We start from the raw sequence: 19328 nt of genomic DNA on the forward strand, positions 1-19328 counted from the left end.
GATAGGACTGGACTGCGATGAAACCCCTCCTGACTCTCGTGATGGCCGCATTGACGCTTCCTCTGGGGGCCAACAGCGCCCTAGCAGCATGCACGGAGCAAGTGGTCCAGTTCTCTGTCTCTCCCGCTAATGCATACGCGGATCAAACCATCTCCGTTAGCTACCAGGCCAACCGGACGGATTGTTCTAATGCCGGCGGCTTCACCTATCCGATTACAATAGGTGGCTCCTCTAGTGCCGAGCTGGGTCAGTGCAAAGGTAATCGCACCAAAGATTCCGTGCAGTGTTCAGGCGAGTTTCCGATTCCAGAGGGCTTCACTGGCGCAATGGTCGTCCAGGTGAATGGCCAGTCTGCAAAGATTAATGTGGCGAAGGTGAACACCGCGCCAATCGCTCAGCCCCAAACTGTCAGTACGTCTGAGAACACTCCGCTTGATATCGAGTTGCAAGCAACCGATCCCGAGGGAGACGAGCTCGTTAGCTATCAATTGCTGAAGATGCCGTACCCCCAAGATGGCGATATTTCTCTAACTGGTTCGACCGTCACGTTCGCGCCGGCGAAGGACTGGAATGGCAAAGCCGAGTTCACGTTCCGCGTTCAGGACTCCTCGGGGAACTGGTCCCAGGAAGCTGGGGTTACGGTTCTCGTGGGGGCTGCCAACAGTGCGCCGAAAATAACCAGCAAAACCTATGTTGGCGTCGAGGACAATCCGCTTCCCATTGTTCCTGTCGTGACAGACCCCGATGGCGATACCGAATTCACCTTTGCTTTGACCGGAGATCCTGCGGAACATGGTCAGGTTACCGTCACCCAGGCAGGTGTCAGCTATGTGCCAAATGAAGATTGGTCGGGAGAGGATTCCTTTTGGCTCACAGCTACTGACAGTGATGGGGCGGTCTCCGAACCTGCGTTGATCAAGGTGCAGATCCAGCCAGAGAATGACGCTCCCGTACTGACTCCGATCGCCTTCTCAGTGGTTGAGGATGAGTCGGGAAGCGCCCCGATTGCCTTCCTGGACGTCGACGGTGACGGGCCGTATGTGTTTTCGGTTGTAGGGCAGCCGGCCGTATCGAAGGGGGTTTGCTCTGTATCTGGCAGCGTCCTTCAATTCACGCCAGCAAAAGACTGGGTTGGCACTACCACCTGCAGCTTGGTTGGTATGGATGCAGGAGGGGCAAGGTCTAAGCCAGTCGATGCGACTATCACTGTTACTAACGTGAATGACGCGCCAGCTGTGGCCGACGTAACCGCGACCCTCTCGCAGGGTGAGACGCGTACCTTGGCTCTCACTCTTACTGATCCGGACGCCGGCGATTCGCACGTGGTTCGACTAGTCGGTGCCGCAGATCCCAATTTCGCTGAAGTCAGTGTTGTCGGTAAGTCGGTTAAGGTTGTCCTCGCTCCACAGTTCTCTGGCTCTCAGACGATCCAGGTTGTCGCTGAGGATGCCCAAGGCGCCGTCTCTACGCCGGCGACCCTCTATTTGACTGTGCTTCCAGTTAACAAGCCTCCGGTAGTCAAGCCCGTATCGCTTCAAGCCGCATTGGACACTCCTGTAACTGTGAAGTTGGCGGCGTCTGACCCGAACAACGATGCGCCACTTTCTTTTGCACTGACTCAGAACACTACCTCAGACAAAGGCTCTTTTTCCTTGTCTGGAGCTGACCTGACGTTCACTCCGAAGACTGGCTTTGTTGGTACCGCGGTGGCAAAAGTCACTGCTACTGATCCTGGCGGTGCAGTCTCCGCGGAGGCGACGGTGACTGTTCAAGTTACCGCTGACCAGGTTGTGGCAACAGACCCTGATATTGGTGATACCCACTCGATCATCATCGTGAGCCAGCCCCCTGCAAACGTAGGGACCGTTACTGCGACCGGGATGAAGGTCACCTTTGAGCCTGTCCAGGGCTACTTTGGCTCGGCGACCTTCACGTACAAGGTACGAGATGCTGACGGGCTTGAGACAGACGTCGTAACTGGCGAAATCGAGGTAGAAAAATACAATTACGCGCCAACCTCCGTTGGAGGATCTGCAACAGTCCTCGAGGGGGAAACTGTCGCCTCCATTCCACTGACTGTTGTTGACCCTAACCCATACGATCAAGGCCAGCACGCCTTCAGCCTGCCGGTTCAGTCAATCAATGGATTTGCCCAGGTCGTTGGGAATCAACTCTCCTATCAGGCCCCAGTCGGTTTCACTGGAAGCGTGGTGTTCGATGTTGTCGCCACTGATCCTGGGGGCCTATCCGTTAAGGGCAAGGTGACGGTTCAGGTTAATCAGAAAAACTACGCACCTTCTTCCGTATCCCTCGACATGTCTACAGCAGAAGGGGTGCCCGTTACCGGCGTTCCTGTGGTTGTCGACCGTAACCCGCAGGACACTCATACATTTAAGGTGCTTTCTCAGCCCTCTGGCGGAGTGGTTGAAGTGGTAGCAGGGGGTATTAAGTTCACTCCCCAAGCTGGTTGGACAGGTCGTGCGATTTTCGACATTGAGGCTACTGATCCCAGTGGAGCTTCAGTATCTGGTAAGGGCTTCGTTACGGTATCCGGCAGCAACTCCGCGCCGACCAATGTCGAAGGGCACATTCGAGTCCCTGAAAGCACTCCGTCTTCGCCTTACTACCCGATCGTTAGCGATCCAAACCCATACGACAAAGGCAGGCACGTCTTTGAGATTGTCTCGTCCGGGCAGCACGGCACTGCCTCTGTCATAGGCAACAAGATTGTCTATACCCCGGTAGACCAATTCGTTGGCGCGGACACTATTCGAGTTAAAGCCACCGATGCTGGCGGCCTGGCTATTGAGGGCGATATTTCTGTTGAGGTTTACGCAGTAAACCAACCGCCGGCGACTGCAGTTCTTCGCATCTATGCGGAGGAGGGCATACCGTCCGAAGCGACGCTTCCTGTGATTGATGACGTCAACACCTGGGACATATTCACCTATGAAGTCGTAACTCAGCCAAAGCATGGCCAAGTCGTAGTTACCGAGCAGGGGTACGTTTACACCCCCAACGAAGGCTATTACGGGAATGACACGTTCAATTTCCGAGTGGTTGACGCTGGCGGGGAGTACATCGAGGAGGCGGCGATTGTCTCGGTTGCGCTTCACAACTACGCCCCTACAGCTATTACTCCAAACGAGATTTCCTTCGTCGAGGGGGTGGGCACCGAGGAGCGCCTGAGTGCCACAGATCGCAACCGTTGGGCTTCCTTCACTTTCGCAGTGGAAGAGCAGCCTGCCCACGGGTCTATCTGGTTCGACAAGAACAAGCTTGTCTACCGTACTGACGGAAAAGTGGAAACCACAGCCAAGATCCGGGTGACCGACCAGGAGGGGCTCTTCTTCATTGGTACCATCACACTCAAGCCTAAGCCTGTGTCAGAAGTGATAAAGGATCTTCCCGTTGTCGACGTGGATGGGGCAGTGCGCACGCCTGGCATTACTCAGCCAATGCGGCGGCTTGATGGAACTCCGGGCTTCATGCTCTACGACGAGGAAGCGCTGAATAGCCTTGGCTCTGATGTCGTAGCAGTCCTTCAGGAAGGTTCGGAAAAACCGGTAGTGCTTGGAGGCCGGGAGCTCGCTCCAGGGGAAGGTATGCAATTCCCGGTCGAGTTCTTCAGTGGCGCTGCTTTGGGCACGTCAATTGCCGCGGTAGAGGCCGAGACCGAAGGCACTGCGAAGGTACTTCTGGTTCGTGCTGATTTCACTGGCAACGTCTACTCGGTTCCGGTCGAGTTTTGGAAGCTGCACGGTCAGATCTCCTTGACTCAGCCGACGATCATTCAGGCCCTCCAGCGTACTCGGGCGCAGTTCATGCCCGAGTCCGCAGACTGCACGCAGACTGTCAAAATCGCTGAGGCCGCGAAGGGTAACGCTTACGACAAGCCCATCTGCTTGCTTGAGTTTGTCCAGCAGCTGGATCAATCGAAGAATCTCTCAAGCGACTCCACGCTTGCGTTGGATGGCACGTCGAGCACCGTTGGCGTCAAGAAGATCGTAGCGAAGGCCTATATCGTCGACGCTGCCCAGCAGCGCTACGACCTCGGTACTTATGAAGTGCCGGTGACTGTGGTCTCCGGTGTGGGTGCCGTAACACTGGCTCCTAAAGACCCGTTCACAACCGCCTTCTATAAGATCGAAGACCGCGTGATTGAGCTGTCTCAGACGGCTGGCCCCGCTTGCGACCTGACTACCGTGGAGAGAAGGGCGCAAACGAGTGCTGCGAGCTACTCGTCTAAGCCAATGTGCTTGGTTGAGTGGACTGATATCCCCGTTGGTCTAAGCGTTCGTGCGAACTGGGAAAAACCCTACCTGATGGGTATCTCTCAGTTCCTTGGCCAGAACAAGGCTGCCTGGACGATATCCGTCTTTGACCCAGCTGGGGCAAAAGTACCTTTGGGTACAGGAGAGTTCAGTTTTGAGTCGATTGAGCCGCCGGCTGTTGAGATCACTTATAGCTCGAAGAAGAAAGTGACTGATGGCCTTTACGCAGCCTCGATCACGGGCGACAACATCGGCGATGCGTTGATCAAATCCGTGCGTGGCCAACTGAAGCTGCGACACAACCTGGATCGAGGAAAAGTTGCTGAAGAGACTGTGGCACCTTCCTATGCAGCGACTAACACAATTTACCGCCGTATCTATTCCGAGGCCTTCAGCAGCCTTTGGGATCGCAGGACGATTTTCGTAGATGCGGGCTATTCGCTTTTGTCTGGCTCGGAGGTTCATTCTGAGGTGCAACTGCTCTCTGTTCCTGAAGAGAGCATCATGCCGATCATCGACAATGAGAATGGGAAGATCCTTTCTACTGAGACGCTTGAAGTCGGCGTGACCATGGGCGACGCCTATGTTGATAGTCGAGCCTACGATCAGGCTGTAATGGGCAGCTGGCAGGTGCGCCTGGTCACCAAGCCGAAATGGGATACCACTGAGCCGTTGACCGATTGGGAAGATACAGATGGCTCCGGCCACGCTGCATTCGAAATTCCAATGTCCTTGGCGTCAGCTCAGAGCATGAGGATTTATGCTGAGGCCCGGATTGTGTCGCCGGTACCGGAGTATCAGGTGGTTCGTACTTCGCCGAAGCCACTGAGCATCACCATTCTCAATGGTGCCGCTCTTGATGGTTCCGTTCGTGCGCTGCGGTTGACTGGCGAGGCTCCTTTCCGGGTGACCTTGTTTGCGGATGTCACAAACCGCGCTTGGACGAAGGATCTTGGGGCTGTGAAGTGGGAGATGTCGACGGATGGTGGGCCGTTCGTAGAGCTGCCAAACACTTCCAAGACGCCACAGCGCATGGCCATGACCCTGCCCAAGGGGTTGTACAAAGTCAGGGCGCAGCTGACGAACAAGAACTCGGGTGCGCTCTCGATGACTGACGAAGTTGAGATCGTCGCTTACAACGTGCCGAAGGCTCTTCTTAAGGGGCCGGGGAACACGTTTGTGAAGTCGACTGCAACCTTCAAGGTTCGGCAGCCCGATAGTCTTCCGATCGACCTGGGGGCTGTTGAGGTGCAGTGGAGTCTTGACCGCGGAGTTACCTGGACGTCTGGCGAAGATACTTTCTCTGTAACTCGTGACGTGGAAAAGCGCGAGTACGTGTACGTGCGGCTCAAGTACAAAGACGCCCCAGTCGAGGAACCTCGTGTCTGGAAAACGATCCGGTCCGGGGTGGCTTTCCGAAAAGTTCGTCCCCCGCGTGTTCAGATCATCGGTACCCGCCGACCTGAGCTCGGGGTGGAAACTGTCTGGATCGCGAACATGCTGATGCCTTATCCGAACATGGATTTGACCATGGACGGCGAGTTCATCGACTTCGATGGCGAGGGGACTATCCCTGGGACAGAGATGCGTTACACGCCAACCGACGCAGACCTTGACCGCGAGAAGCCACAGCTTGCGTATCGCGCGTGGATCAATGGTTATCGCGATCAGGGCGGCGAGGGGATCACCCAGCAGCGAATTACCTTCTGGCTGTACGACTGGCCTGAATGGAGCATTCAGCCAACCTACAGTGCGGAATATGCGCCGGCAGACCTGACTCTCCGAATTCGGAACATCGGTCAGTTCAAGGCTGTTGAAGGCGTCTATTACGACTGGGAGCTGCCAGAGATGCCGGGGTATGACGTCGTTAAGGATGACAACAGTCAGTTGCGGATTCTTGCGATCAAAGATCCCAATACCTACCCCTTCAAGGTTCATGTCTATGACGCTCGGGGCAACTACTCGCTGGTCGAAAGGGACATGACCTTCAAAGAGCCGCCGCCTTGGCAGGTCCTGCTTGATTACTCGGGTAATAACGAGGCTGAGCGGGCTCCATTGAGCATTCTCGTAAGGCCGAAGATCTCCGGGGGCCATCCCAAGGATGTCATCACTGATATGAAGTATTCCCTCAATGGGCAGACCATCGAAACTGGAGGGTCCCGCTACGCCAGGGCGTTGCTTCCGACAGAAGGGTCTTATGACATCAAGCTTGAGATCGCCACACGAATGAGCAAAGCGGCTGAGGGTGAGGTGAGCATTGATGTCCATGAGAACAAGAAGCCAACGTGCGACCTGGAGGTGAAGGAGGGCGGCTCCGCTTGGACTGCCACAGCTAAGTGCAAGGACGAGGACGGGCGTATCGCACGGCACAACTGGTTCATCAATGACCAAAAGCAGGGCCTGGGCGGATCTGTCATTACGATCTCCAAGAGAACCTACACGGAGCCACCGCGGATCGAGCTGTTCGCCACGGATGACTCAGGTGAGGATTCAGAAGCTGTCATCTGGTAACAAGGAGGGCGCCGAAAGGCGCCCTTCTTGTTAGTCCCTTGGATGGGGTCGAACTCAGCCCAAACGTCTTTACAACCTGCATAACCTCCTCATATCCAAAAGGAGGTTTTCCCTTGACGCTCAAAAAGATTCTTTTCTCGCTATTCGCGATGGCTGCCATGGTCAATTGCAGCTATGCCGCGGATCAAGCAACAGGCATTAAAGAAGGCGTGACCTCGCCCTTGCCACTGAACGGCATGGTAGCCGCTGTGAAAAACGGCAAGCTGGCGTTCGTCAGCGATAACGGACGGTTCGTTTTCCAGGGCACTGTTTATGACACCTGGTCCCAGAAAAACATCGAGTCGCTTCGTGATGCTGAACTCGCCTATAAAACTATCGACGTTAAGAAGACCAAGTTCCAGGTGGATGATCTGAATCCACTAACTGTCGGGTCGGGCGACAAGACAGTAATTATTTTTACTGATCCATTCTGCCCTTCTTGTCATGTGTTGCTTGACGACCTCAAGAAAGTCGAGGGTTACACATTCAAGATTGTGTATGTCCCCCTTATGGGTGATGAGAGCTCCAAAGTGGTTAGGGCAATGCAGTGCATAAAAGACCGGGAAAGCGCACAAGATGTGATGCTCGGTCAGGCGAAGCCTCAATCCATCGTAGGGAAAGCAGAAGTTCCGGCTTGCGACACATCGCCAATAGCTAAGCGAATTGTTTCTGCGCACATGTTTGGCATTAAAGGTGTTCCCTTCATGATTCGGGACGACGGTTTGATTCGTCTCGGATATGACAAGGGTGAGCTAAATAATTGGCTATCGGCTCCGGGGATTTGACATGACCGCATTCCGTAAACAAAGTTTTCCTTTTGGCGATCTTCTGAATGTAGAAGCCTACAGTTCGGATGATCGTATTTTCCTGCTGGATGACAACCAGATTGGTTTCGGCTTTCTCTGCCGCCCCCTTCCTGGTTCGGATGGCAAAGAGGCTGACCAGCTGAAGTCTGTGCTGAAACAGGCCTGGCCAGCCGGCACGATGATTTCGTTCTGTCTCTTCGCCTCACAAAACATCAATGCGCAAGTTAACTCAATGCTGCGCATTCGCCTTTCTTTCGAAGAAAACATCCTTACACAGGCTATTTCGAACCGAGCATCGTACCTCTTCAACGGCACCATGACGCCGATCGATGATTACTCGGGTATCAAGATTCGAGAGACGCATGCTCTTATCAGCGTGATAATTCCTACCGCTGATATGTTCCCAACTGACAAGGAAATTCAGACAGCCTCGGAGCTTCGAGCGCAGTTTGAATCGACCTTCGCCTCAATTGGGTTTGCACCACGCAGCCTCACCAATGATCTTTACGTTGAGATCATGTCCGCTATTGTGAACCAGGGCAAAGGTGCTTCGTGGCGTGATCGCACAGAAGTCGTCGCAGATGATGACAAGCCGCTGAAGCACCAGATTCTGGACTACGACCGCACTGTTGATGTTCACGCTGATCACCTGCAAATCGGCGACACACTGGTGAAAACGCTTAGCGTTAAGCGGTTCCCAAGGCAGACCATCCAGGGCTCGGCTGCTTGGTACCTAGGCGACCTTTTGACAGGTAAGACTGGTATTCGTGATAACTGCCTTATCACCTTCTCAATCTACTTCCCTGATCAGCAGGGGACGAAAGATAAGATGAATACCAAAAGGACTTGGGCGAACAACCAGGCCTATGGTCCCATCCTGAAGTTCGTGCCGGTGCTTGCAGCCAAGAAACGTGGCTTCGACGTCCTCTTCAAAGAACTTGACGATGGCGAGACCGTCGTCAAGTGCAACATGACGATCGTTGTCTTTGCCAATGCTGGTGACAAGGACCGGATGGTTCGAGCTGCCGCAGAAGTTAAGAACTACTTCAGCATTCGACAGTTCTCTGTAATGGAGGACAAATTCTTTGTCCTTCCGCTTTTCATCAATGCTTTGCCGTTCGGCGCAGACGCTAAAGCCGTAACGGACATGTACCGCTATAAAACTATGGCGATCACGCATGCACTACCACTCATCCCAATTTATGGGGATTGGAAGGGTACGGGTACGCCAATGATGACCTTCGTGTCCAGGAATGGACAGTTGATGTCATATGATCTGTTCGACTCTGAAACAAACTATAACGCCACAGTGGCAGCGCAGTCCGGCTCTGGTAAGTCCTTCCTTACAAACTACCTGATTACCGCCTATCGGTCGGCAGGGGCCCAGGTTTGGGTAATTGACGTTGGTCGATCTTACGAGAAGCTAGCTAAGGCCTTTGATGGGGACTTCATCGAGTTTACGGAAGACGCAAACATCTGTCTGAACCCTTTCGAGCTGGTAAAGAGTTACAGCGAAGAAGAAGACGTACTGATTGGTCTCCTCGCTGCAATGGCTGCACCCACTATTCCTCTCGACGATTATCAACTCTCAGGGCTTCGGCGTCATAGTGCTCAAGTCTGGGAAGAAAAGCACACAGACATGATGGTCGACGATGTGGCAAGAAGTTGCTTGTCGGACGATGACCAGCGCATTCAAGACATCGGCCACCAGCTGTACGCCTTCACAAGCAAGGGCACTTACGGCAAGTACTTCAACGGTAAAAATAACGTCGACTTCAAAAACCCCTTCACGGTCTTGGAGTTGGAAGAGCTCAAAGGTCGTAAGCACCTACAGCAGGTTGTTTTGCTTCAGCTGATTTACCAGATTCAGCAGAACATGTACCTGGGTGCTCGCGACCGTCGCAAGATCGTAATCATCGACGAGGCTTGGTCATTGCTTACCGAAGGTGACGTGTCGAAGTTCATTGAGCACGGCTATCGTCGTTTCCGTAAATACGGCGGTGCGGCAATCACTATTACCCAGTCGGTTAACGACCTGTACTCCAACTCGACAGGGCGTGCGATTGCAGAAAACTCGGCTAATACCTTCCTGCTCGGCCAAAAGGCGGATGCGATCAACCTGATTAAAAAGGAAGGTCGACTCTCTCTTTCCGATGGTGGCTTCAACCTTCTCAAGACGGTGCACACCATGCGGGGCCAGTACTCCGAGATCTTCTTTATGACAGAGCACGGCTCCGGTATTGGCAGGCTTACTGTGGACCCATTCAGCCTCCTGCTTTATTCCACAGCGCCAGATGATGTCCAGGCAATTAACAACTATCGGAATCAAGGGCTGAGCATGAATGAAGCGATCAACGCCGTGCTCCGTGATCGAAACGTACAAAAGGCGGCCGCGTAATGGAACTCTTACAAACAGTTGTGATTAGTGCAGTTTGCTCGATTGCTTCCGTATTCGCGTACGACCAGTTCCTCGCAGCTAAACCAACACCTGTCGCTGTCGCTAATTACGACATGGCGCTATCGGTGATCGACGACCCGAATGAAGCGCTCGCTGCGCTGCGATCGAACTCTTCGATCCTGGCGGCAGAGGGGTACGTTGTAATCGATTCCCGCGCCCTCCTGGGCTACCCAGGTGAAGTTGAGATTCCGCGGGAGGCTCTCGAGTCTGTCACCCCCAAGGTGAAGGGGAACCAGGTACCACAAGGCGCTGCTGAAGCCTTGGAGGGTGGGGATGAGTAAAGCGCAGAAGGGCTCGTATAAGGCCTTTGCGCTTAAGGCCATCCCGATAGCCCTGCTGGTCGGGGGGCTCGCGTACTACGCGAGCTCACGGTTTTCGCTGGGCATTGATCCGCAGGAAAACACCTGTCTCCCCTGGAGAGTCTTCGTGATCGACAAGCATGACGTTACTCCAGAAAGAGGAGCCATCTTCGCTTTTAAGGCGAAGGATCTTCGGCCCTTTTTCAAGGAAGGCACTCACATGATCAAAGTGATTGATGGCCTGCCTGGGGATCGAGTCAAGGTTACCCCTGAGCAAGTGTTGGTAAATGGAAAAGAGGTTGGTGAGGGACTTCGTCTTTCCAAGCCTTTGAAAAAGCCGGCGGGTCGGTTTGTTCGTGAGGAAATTGTTCCTGCGAATAAGTACTGGTTTATGGGCAAAACACTGGACAGTTTTGATTCTCGGTATTGGGGTTACGTCCAGAAGAGTGACCTGATTGGGCGAGCGTATCCGATATGGTGAATTGCGGCCGGTTCGTCGCCTGTGCGATCGCTATGTGCCTGGCCGCTAGGGTTCTGGCAAATCCTGTTGAGCTTCCTCAGTTTGATGATGAAGTGAAGAAGGAGCTTTCTGCACTCCAACAATCAACCCAGCAGCAGGTTGATTTTGTAATGAATAGCGGGGATTTGGAGTGGGCACGCGATCTTGAGAAGCAAGCTCATAAAGCTGCAGTTGACAGTATTGAGCCTTCAAAGAAAGAGCCAGTACACCCGCTAGGAGAGGGTAGGCGTAAGCTGATATTCGTCTCTTGGTCCATGGGTGAGCACGAAATTAAAGAGCTGCTCAAAGAATACAACGGGGAAACTGATGTGGGCTTGCTCTTCAGGGGTATCCCAGATGGCGTAAAGATGGTTGATGCACTTGCCAAAGTGCAGAAGCTGTCTCTTGACACAAAGTCTAGTGTGTCGGTGCTTCTGGATCCCGTTGCTTTTCAGAAGCACGCCATTTCCGTCGTCCCGGCCGTAGTGATCGAGGATGGCGATGACGTCAAGGCAGTGGCCAAAGGTACTTCGTCGGTCGCGCGGGTTGAAGAATCTCTGAAGTCTGGAAAAGGTGGTGACCTTGGCTTTGTTGGGCCCTCACTCGAGATTGCAGAGCGAGACCTCATTGAGGTCATGAAGGAGAAGGCGGCCAAACTGGATCCGGAGGAGCTTAAGCAGAAGGCAATGGCCAGGTACTGGAAAGGCCAGAAGATGTTCGATCTTCCACATGCCGAAGAGGATCGTACAAGGCGTCTTGACCCAACTGTAACCGTGCAGCAGGACATGATCGCGCCGGATGGGACAGTCATCCATAGAGCTGGCGACAAGATAAACCCCCTAAGCATTCGCCCTTTCACTCAAAGAATGCTGGTCATTGACCCCTCGGTTCCTGAACAGGTGTCCCTCGCTAGGGAGCAGATCGAGACTTACGGAAAGTCCCAGACTGTCACACTGATTTTGTCATCAGTGGATGTAGAAGCTGGCTGGGACGATCTTCAGCGGATTCAGGGTGCAGTTTCTGCGCCTGCATACCTGCTGAAGTCTGACGTCAAGGACCGATTTGCAATTGAAAGAACACCATCAATTGTAACTGCCGACGGCCAGTCATTTTTCATCAAAGAGGTTTATGTCGGCCGGGGGCACGTCAATGATCAGGCTAGCGATACAGTCGATCCATGAAGCAAACCAGGAAATATGTGGGCATGAGGTGCTTGCACGCAAGGTCATAGATGGCGACCGTGTTGCTGCGCCTGGCATCTTTATGGCCGGCTCTAGCGGAGAGGACTGGTTCTCGCTGGATATGACGGTATACCGTCTCGTCGCTCAGAGTGCTGTGCTGGTTAAGGACCCTTGGCCGCTCTTCATCAACATGTCGCCAGAGACGCTCCAGGTTGAGGGCTGCTTCAGCAGGGCGCTCAGTTTGGTTCGCGATATCGCAAAATCTCGTTCTGCTCCGACTGTTATTGAGATATCCGAAGAGTCTGATGTCACCGGGCCGCTTCTGGATAAGCGCCTCTGCGATTTAAAGCAGGTGGGTGCCCTGGTGGCTATGGACGATTTCGGCGTTGGCTTTTCTAACCTCCAAAGGCTGGTCGAGCATGATTGGTCGTACTGCAAAATCGATCTGTATTCACTTGCGGCCGCGGATAACCTCGATTGGCTGATAGAAGCCAAGGTTCACTGCGATCAGCGTCGAATCGGAATCGTACTCGAGCGCTTTGAATCCCAAGGCTCGAAAGATCTACTGCAACCTTTCCGAAATAGCCTTTATCAGGGCTACGCATTCTCGCGGCCGCAGTTGCTCAGCGAGAAAAGTTCAACTCCTCAACTTTCGGTTGGCCTGGGCTAGTCAATGAATTTTTTCCGTAGATCCATTTTTATACTGGCAATAGCACTGTTCCCTGCATTTTTTGCATCGGCCGAGGGAACAACTACCACTACGGACGCATTGGTTTGTAAAGATGCCGGCTTGTTCAGTGGGAAAATGTTCACTGACATTTGCTGGGCATGCATGTTCCCGATTCGTGTTGCCGGGTTCTCTATTACTCCGGGCGAAGCGCCTTCAGGCGCTTCTAAACAGGGCTTTTGCATGTGCCAAGACAATCTCGGCATGTACCAGCCCGGCATCGTTAACTCTATGTGGGAGCCTGCTCGACTCATCGAAGTGGTTCGTCAGCCTGGCTGTGCGATGTCTCTAGGCGGAGCGACCCTCCCGATTGGTGACAAGAGGTCATGGGGGACTCAATCCGATGCGGTCTCCGGGAACAACATCACCAAGGAAAAGATGTCGTTCTATCACCTCCATTACTACGCATTTCCATTGCTTTCGATCTTGGAAATGTACATGCCAAAGCGGTGCTCGCCTGATGGCTATGCGGACTTTGACATTATCGAGCTAACTGAGTTGGACCCAACTTGGAATAACGATGAACTGGCCTTCTTTACTCACCCTGAATCCGCAGCTGTAGCCAATCCCCTCGCTCAGGCCGCTTGTGCTGCAGACGCAGCGTTGGGTGTAGTAGGAGCAGAAGGCACTTCCGCGCTCTGGTGGTGTGCAGGGACCTGGGGGAGCATCTACCCAATGGCTGGTTCCACTGTTCCAAACGATTTCGGCAGGACTACATCGCTGCTTGCTGCTCGCTCTATTGCGCAGATGCACCGTCGAGGAATGGCGCATCTCACAACGGGTGACGAAACAATCTGCCGAGGCATGATTTTCCCGACGATTCCTAAGTCGCAGTACAAGCTTGCGAGCTTCTTCCCTCGCGCTGAAACCAAAAAGGCACATTACATCGGCGCCCATCCAATGACTTGGCAGGGTGGTGAGGGACGAGTTATCCCCGTAACCGGCGAAGATGCCATGTATGTCATGTTCCGATGGAACGACTGCTGCAACACGATCGAGTGATAACGAATGAAATTTAAATCTATCGCGGCAGCAGTCACGCTGTTTTTCTATTCGTACAGCATTATGCTGCCTGCTTGGGCTGATACTGTTACGAATTCGGCTGCTGAAGGGAATGCGGCTGCAGCTGAAGCGCTTCGTAACTTCAGCACACCTTCTGTCTCTGATGGCTCGATAATTTTCGGCGGGGCTGGCGAGCAGCAAAATATTAGCCTCAACGAACTCTTCCCAGGGATCGGTGCTGGAGAGTCGAAGGAAGACCTTGAGAATCTTTACGGTGACGATCATGAAACGTTGAGTGTCGGGGGGGCTGCCAATACCCGCCTGAAGACTGAAGAGTCTGCGGATGGCGATGCTTACCGGGTGCTTCTTGGCACTGCACGAATGACCCGTCCCAACATAAAGAATGATCCTCTTTGGACGAACACCGACTCTGTTATGAACAATCAGAGTACCTTTGAGAAGGACTTCGCTGATTGCAAAGAGACAAATACCGTTACACCCAAAACAACCTCAAAGCACATTCCCGATTACAAGACTTGCGAGCGGGTGAACAAGCCAGCAGGTAGCTGTGACATTGTGCATGACGTTGAGATTGAGCCCCTGCCGACTGACTTATTCTTCTTGGTCGACAACTCCGGGTCAATGGAGGGTATCATTGCCTCGCTCCGGGAGAACGTTTATCGAGTAGCCGAATTGCTCGGGGTTAAAAACGAAGGGCAGCTAAGAATTGGTGGGGCCGTTACAAGGAACGGTCAATGGCTCGGCAACCATATCAAGCTTACAGAAGGTGTAGCAGGCTTTCAGGGTTGGATTAACAGCGTTGGTATAAGTAGTGGCGGTACCAGTAACTTTGAAGCATTCAACTGGGCTGTAGCCAACAACTATTGGCGCGACGGTGTAAAGAAGGTTGTTGTCGTGATCGGTAACAACGATAGCGGCGGCTCTGGTAAAGCTCAGGTTCTGAGCTCGATCGCTGCTATGGGTATTGATGTTTTCATCTTCCATGACAACGCAGACATCAAATCCATTGGTACTCCCATCAGTAATACCTTTACTGCGGGCGGGCTGCTCAAGGTTGCCCAATTCCTGACCGTTGTTAAGGACTCCTGGGGTCCGGCGGATTGCGTGCAGGCAGCTAAGTCCACTAAGGATGGATTCTGTACTGGATCTTACTCGGTCACATCTGGCGGTTCCTCTTGCGTTAACTTCTCCGGTTTTGATGTTTGCCCAGGTGATCCGATCTACGCAAAGCTCACTGAGCCGCCGATTCCGGATGTTCCTAAGACAGCAGTGAAAGTCTCTGTAGGTCAGGTTAGCTGTCCTTTTAACGAAGGAGCTATGGACTGCTACGTCGACGGCAATGGTGTAGAGCAGTGCCCAACTAACTCTGACAAGGTTTGCGCTGTAAACCACACGGTAAACCTGCGAGAGATTCCTTTGACGGTCAAAGTAGCTGTCGAAGATATGATTGAGGCTCATGAGACTCATCAGGTTGTTGTCGATTTCGTGGAAGGGACTGTAAAAAGGACCAACCTGCAAGGATTCAACATCGTTGGCAGCGTTACAAAAGCGGACTACAACTACCTGTGTGGGCCCGGTCCAAACGGTAAGCCAACTCCGACTAAGTTTGTGCTTTCTGATGTCTCTGTTTGGCAAGACCAACCGTATGCCCCCAAAACACTTCCACTGGCCAGTGTGAGCATTCCTCAGTCGCCGAACTGTGAGAATGGTCTAAAGGCAATCATCAACATTACGGACCATGCGGTTGGTGAGCTAACCTGGTACTTCGCCCATGTGCTCAAGTTCAAGGGTGTACAACTGCTCAATGAGTCGTGGGGGCCGGACAACTGCATTGAGGCTGCAAACCGAATTGCCAAAGGCCAATGCCCTACAGGCAATATCAGGGTAACTAAAGGCGTCGCGTCGGGCTGCTTGACGCTCTCAGGCGTGGATGTGTGCCCTGGCGATCCGTTCTACAACGCCATGATGCCGTCCCCCATACAAGGCATCGACAAGCTTGCGCTGCAGGTGAGAGCTGAGGGCTGCATTGAGAATGGGCTCAGGTCTAGCACGTGCGGCGACTTTGAAAAGAACAACTCGTGCGGGTTCATTTCGCAGAAGTGCGTTGGCGGGGCGGAAGGTGCGTCTGGCTATTGCTACGTCCAAGAAGAGGTATGGGACTGTGGCTACAACGTCGAAGTACCTTCGGCTGAGATAGAAACCTCCTACCAATGTGATGGGCCAGTTCGCTGCCTGGGAACCGAGTGCTACAACCCCGTGGATGAGAAGTCATCTGACTTTGCCTACGCGGCGGCCTCCTTGCAGATCGCTATGTTCGCTGAGCACGACCTTGACTGTGGCGAGGAGGGATCTGGTGACGCGAATTGCCGCATCTGGAAAGGTGAGGCAATGGAGTGCAAGAAAGCCGTAGGTGGGTGGGTGGACTGCTGTGAAGCCCCTGACGGCGTATCTCTCATGGACTACGTCAACTTGACGATGAACACCCTCCAGTTGATGGAGAAGGCAGGGGTGATTGATAACGCCTCTATCATCGACGGGGCCTGGACCTATGGTAAGGAGATGATCGCCTCTGCCTGGAATAGTGTGTTCGCATCAGCTACAGATGCGGCCGCTGCAGAATTGACGAAAGAAGCAGCTCAGACCTGGGGCTTGGCTGCCATGAAGCAGGCGATTATGAATGCCGCTGCAGAATGGACCGCTAAGACTTTTGGCGCTGCCGCCGCGAACACTATTTTTGCTGCAGGAACGCTCGAAGGGGGCGCCACTGGTGCAGAGTATGCGACTACCAACGCAGCGACGGGGACAACGGGGACAGCGAGTAGTGCGACGTTTGCTCCAATGCTTGGTGCTGCTCTTTCCGTCATCATGTGGGCATACATGATTTACCAGATCGCCAACATTCTTGTGCAGATCATCTGGGAGTGTGAGGAAGAGGAGTTCATGCTGGGTGCGAAGAAGGAGACGAAAGTTTGTCACTTTGTTGGGTCGTACTGCGCTTCCAAGTCACCCTTCGGGTGCATTGAAAAGCGTGAAGCCTATTGCTGCTTCAACTCACCTCTGGGGCGAATCATCCAGGAGCAAGCGAGGCCGCAGCTTGGCCAGGAATGGGGAGAGGCTGAGAATCCCCAATGTGAAGGATTAAGAATCGAGGACCTCCCCAAGATTGACTGGTCGAAAATCGATATTTCTGAATGGGTTGGGCTCCTTGAGGTCACTGGCCATTACCCCACAGTCGAGGGTATGGATTTGGATAAGCTGACGGGTGAGGGGAGTGCCTTGAACGTCAAAGGTGGTCGAGCGGACACCTTGGAGCGAAACATAGGTCGACTTGATGGCCTAGACTTCGGCGATGCACGCAAAGAAGCAGAGGACTCGATCCGCGCAACAGTAGGCCAATAAGATTAGTAAGGTAGAAGAGGCGCCGATTTCGGCGCCTTTTTTTTGCTCCACCTTTTTGACCCGCATTCCAGCGTGCAGTAGGGCGGGACTCTGACATCGATAAATATGGGATATTCCTAAGGCACAAAAAAGGCGTCCATCAGGACGCCTTTTTTATGGTCAGAGCCTATCAAGCTACGGCTGGTTCGCGCTCTTCTGCATTTTGCGTATGCTCGGCGCCGGCGGCACCTCGAGCGTCGACCCCATCGGCCGAAGCTTCTTCGTCAGCATCCATCTGCTTGGCGTTGTCTTTGCTCTTCTGCTCCAGGCCGTCGAGCATCGACTGATCGAGTTTTGCCTTGCGGCCGCGTTTGATGGCGCTGGTGGAGAGGCTCTGCAGCTTTCGAACGATGCGCTGGATCCAGTGCAGTTTTTCGCGGCGGAATTCTTGTGCCTTCGTGCTATCGACCAGGCCGCACAGCCAGGCGGTGTCGAGGCGGTTGTACATCTCATCGAAGCGCACCAGGATCGAAGCGAAGCGCAAGATAACAGGCGAGCTGATAGCGAAAGAGAACGTCTCAGAGTTGCTGTACCGCGGTTTCTGGTGACCCTGGCCGTTCGCTTCGAGCAGCGCATTGATGCGACCGATTTCGCCGGCGATCATGTTTTCCATGTCGGTCATCATTTGGCCAACGGCGCCATCCACCTTCTTGAATTCAGGGTCTGGATAGGCGGAGGCCAGGGCACGCGAGATCACGTCGATCACGAACAGGGAGTGGGAGGCTGTCTCGAAGCAGCGGCGGAAGACGCGGATGGCCTGAGCCGAGTCGAGGGTGATGCTGGAGTCGAGCGAAGGGGAGGAGTACTTGCCCTGGGGCTCGAACGTGTTTCCGTTTGCCATGTCATGGCTCCTTTGGTTGGGGAGCCTTAACATTATTCAATGGCCCGCATGGGAAGTGCGCTATCTGACCCCGATTGTGGGTACAGACTGACCCTGGCCCCCTTTACAGACGAAAAATGTGGAGATATTCTGACCCTAATCCTCATGCAAGCATGTTGCTTGTGTGTTGATCCAGCCGCTTAGTCGGTTGGTCTGTGCAGCTGAAACTCTTCAGCATCTAACCAGATACGTTTCGCGAACGTGTCTTAACCCTAGGGGGACTTTCTTTCCCTTAGGGATCGAGGTCTCCTTTTTTTCTGGAGGCCTCCATGAAAATCATCCTCGCTATCGCCGTTCTCTCGGTTGCCGCTTTTCAATACCTGCCCTCTCAGTTCGTTGAGAGTTCTCAGGTTGAAGTGGCTATGCAAAAGCATCACCAAATGATTGAGGAGGCGTCCAAATGAATGGGCTCTTCGTCACTGTCATGGTGCTTTTTGCAGTAGTGGGCATCCTCTGGTACCGCCATGGTCCGGTTAAATCGAAGAAAAACACTCCTCGCCAGGAGCCTTCGATTGACCGTCGTGAGCCGCTTGAGGACTACCTGCATGTGTCGCCAGCAATGGCCGCGCGTGCGCAAGCAGCGAAATCTACATCCATTCCTTCTGTTGCCCCCGCTTTGCGTGGTGCGACCAGAGTGAATGTCTTGCCTCCTCCCAGGGATTATTCCATGTACGAGGAGCCGGCATTCCAGCGTTTGGGTGTCCAGCTCAGCTTCGCCTGAGCTAGCCTGGGTCGTGGGTAGCTTTGCTACCCATGATGCTGCAGGACTTCCCCGTTGGGGTGGTCCACCAAAGCGCTTTTCGAAGCGTTTTGGTGGATCACCCTGGCGAGGAAACAACCATGGCACAAGTAGAAGCCGTCTATCTGATTGATCTCAAAGAACTGTTGTTCCCAGGTGCGGGGGATAGAGTAATTTCGGTTCCTGATCGAATTGCTCAAACCGTCTCGCCTGATGTCCTCGATTTGCGTTATTTGAAGCGTTGGGCAGTCCGGAACAACTACCTCCCCGCAACCGCGGAAGTCGGGGTGGTGTGCTAAGAGAGAGATTAGATGCCAGGAGGGGTTCGCCCCTCCTGAAGCGCTTTCCTGTTTTCTTTCGTGAGAGAGACCTGAGGAAAGCCTTCCCCTCTAACGAAGAACCTTCGTCCTTCAAATCCCCCGTCCCACAAGCTTCTTGCTGCGCACCTTAGCGT

General features: G+C 53.6%; 13 protein-coding genes. 12 read left to right on the forward strand and 1 reads right to left on the reverse strand.

The genetic code is table 11. From position 1 onward, the window contains the following. Positions 1 to 17: 17 nt before the first annotated feature. The 9 genes from A9513_RS04405 (at position 18) to traN (ending at position 17216) form a co-directional block, all read left to right on the forward strand. Positions 18 to 6785: an Ig-like domain-containing protein gene (locus tag A9513_RS04405; protein WP_065327328.1), complete on the forward strand. Its 6768-nt coding sequence runs from the start codon at positions 18 to 20 to the stop codon at positions 6783 to 6785. A 113-nt stretch (positions 6786 to 6898) separates the two neighbouring features. Further along, the gene (locus A9513_RS04410; RefSeq protein WP_176707214.1) at positions 6899 to 7609 is read left to right on the forward strand and encodes a DsbC family protein; all 711 of its coding nucleotides are present in this window, start codon (positions 6899 to 6901) and stop codon (positions 7607 to 7609) included. Position 7610: 1 nt separating this feature from the next. Beyond that, entirely contained in the window at positions 7611 to 10028 is a 2418-nt protein-coding gene (gene traC, locus A9513_RS04415; RefSeq protein WP_065327329.1) for a type IV secretion system protein TraC, read from the forward strand. Then, complete coding sequence (locus A9513_RS04420) at positions 10028 to 10369, forward strand: hypothetical protein (protein WP_065327330.1); 342 nt, start codon at positions 10028 to 10030, stop codon at positions 10367 to 10369. The genes traC and A9513_RS04420 overlap by 1 nt, the downstream gene beginning before the upstream one ends. Beyond that, complete coding sequence (gene lepB, locus A9513_RS04425; RefSeq protein ID WP_065327331.1) at positions 10362 to 10868, forward strand: signal peptidase I; 507 nt, start codon at positions 10362 to 10364, stop codon at positions 10866 to 10868. The genes A9513_RS04420 and lepB overlap by 8 nt, the downstream gene beginning before the upstream one ends. 32 nt (positions 10869 to 10900) lie before the next feature. After that, a complete protein-coding gene (locus A9513_RS04430) occupies positions 10901 to 12067 on the forward strand; it encodes a TrbC family F-type conjugative pilus assembly protein (RefSeq protein WP_176707215.1) in 1167 nt (388 codons plus the stop codon). Between the two features lie 28 nt (positions 12068 to 12095). After that, positions 12096 to 12737: an EAL domain-containing protein gene (locus A9513_RS04435; RefSeq protein ID WP_255302818.1), complete on the forward strand. Its 642-nt coding sequence runs from the start codon at positions 12096 to 12098 to the stop codon at positions 12735 to 12737. 3 nt (positions 12738 to 12740) lie between these two features. Then, positions 12741 to 13796 carry a TraU family protein gene (locus A9513_RS04440; RefSeq protein ID WP_176707217.1) on the forward strand — a complete coding sequence of 352 codons (1056 nt, stop codon included), beginning with the start codon at positions 12741 to 12743 and terminating at the stop codon, positions 13794 to 13796. A 6-nt stretch (positions 13797 to 13802) separates the two neighbouring features. Beyond that, the gene (gene traN, locus A9513_RS04445) at positions 13803 to 17216 is read left to right on the forward strand and encodes a conjugal transfer protein TraN (RefSeq protein ID WP_065327334.1); all 3414 of its coding nucleotides are present in this window, start codon (positions 13803 to 13805) and stop codon (positions 17214 to 17216) included. A gap of 169 nt (positions 17217 to 17385) precedes the next feature. Here the strand turns inward: traN and A9513_RS04450 are convergent, their stop codons facing one another. Next, positions 17386 to 18096, reverse strand: coding sequence for a DUF1845 domain-containing protein (locus A9513_RS04450; RefSeq protein WP_065327335.1), 711 nt, complete (start codon positions 18094 to 18096; stop codon positions 17386 to 17388). 308 nt (positions 18097 to 18404) lie between these two features. Between A9513_RS04450 and A9513_RS36375 the strand changes: the two genes are divergently transcribed. The 3 genes from A9513_RS36375 (at position 18405) to A9513_RS04460 (ending at position 19173) form a co-directional block, all read left to right on the forward strand. Beyond that, entirely contained in the window at positions 18405 to 18539 is a 135-nt protein-coding gene (locus tag A9513_RS36375; protein ID WP_255302819.1) for a hypothetical protein, read from the forward strand. Then, the gene (locus A9513_RS04455; protein WP_065327336.1) at positions 18536 to 18856 is read left to right on the forward strand and encodes a hypothetical protein; all 321 of its coding nucleotides are present in this window, start codon (positions 18536 to 18538) and stop codon (positions 18854 to 18856) included. Before A9513_RS36375 ends, A9513_RS04455 begins: the two co-directional genes overlap by 4 nt. Before the next feature lie 119 nt (positions 18857 to 18975). Continuing rightward, on the forward strand, positions 18976 to 19173 hold the full coding sequence (locus A9513_RS04460) for a hypothetical protein (RefSeq protein WP_065327369.1): 198 nt from the start codon (positions 18976 to 18978) through the stop codon (positions 19171 to 19173). Positions 19174 to 19328 lie beyond the last annotated feature (155 nt).

This window comes from Pseudomonas sp. AU12215, assembly GCF_001675465.2.
Classification (GTDB): domain Bacteria; phylum Pseudomonadota; class Gammaproteobacteria; order Pseudomonadales; family Pseudomonadaceae; genus Pseudomonas; species Pseudomonas nitroreducens.

What these genes read in the sequence shown, in the direction of transcription:
- A9513_RS04405 (WP_065327328.1), top strand. Translation starts at nt 18, where the DNA reads ATGAAACCCCTCCTGACTCTCGTGATGGCCGCATTGACGCTTCCTCTG.
- traC (WP_065327329.1), top strand. Translation starts at nt 7,611, where the DNA reads ATGACCGCATTCCGTAAACAAAGTTTTCCTTTTGGCGATCTTCTGAAT.
- A9513_RS04420 (WP_065327330.1), top strand. Translation starts at nt 10,028, where the DNA reads ATGGAACTCTTACAAACAGTTGTGATTAGTGCAGTTTGCTCGATTGCT.
- lepB (WP_065327331.1), top strand. Translation starts at nt 10,362, where the DNA reads ATGAGTAAAGCGCAGAAGGGCTCGTATAAGGCCTTTGCGCTTAAGGCC.
- A9513_RS04430 (WP_176707215.1), top strand. Translation starts at nt 10,901, where the DNA reads ATGTGCCTGGCCGCTAGGGTTCTGGCAAATCCTGTTGAGCTTCCTCAG.
- A9513_RS04440 (WP_176707217.1), top strand. Translation starts at nt 12,741, where the DNA reads ATGAATTTTTTCCGTAGATCCATTTTTATACTGGCAATAGCACTGTTC.
- traN (WP_065327334.1), top strand. Translation starts at nt 13,803, where the DNA reads ATGAAATTTAAATCTATCGCGGCAGCAGTCACGCTGTTTTTCTATTCG.
- A9513_RS04450 (WP_065327335.1), bottom strand. Translation starts at nt 18,096, where the DNA reads ATGGCAAACGGAAACACGTTCGAGCCCCAGGGCAAGTACTCCTCCCCT.
- A9513_RS36375 (WP_255302819.1), top strand. Translation starts at nt 18,405, where the DNA reads ATGAAAATCATCCTCGCTATCGCCGTTCTCTCGGTTGCCGCTTTTCAA.
- A9513_RS04455 (WP_065327336.1), top strand. Translation starts at nt 18,536, where the DNA reads ATGAATGGGCTCTTCGTCACTGTCATGGTGCTTTTTGCAGTAGTGGGC.
- A9513_RS04460 (WP_065327369.1), top strand. Translation starts at nt 18,976, where the DNA reads ATGGCACAAGTAGAAGCCGTCTATCTGATTGATCTCAAAGAACTGTTG.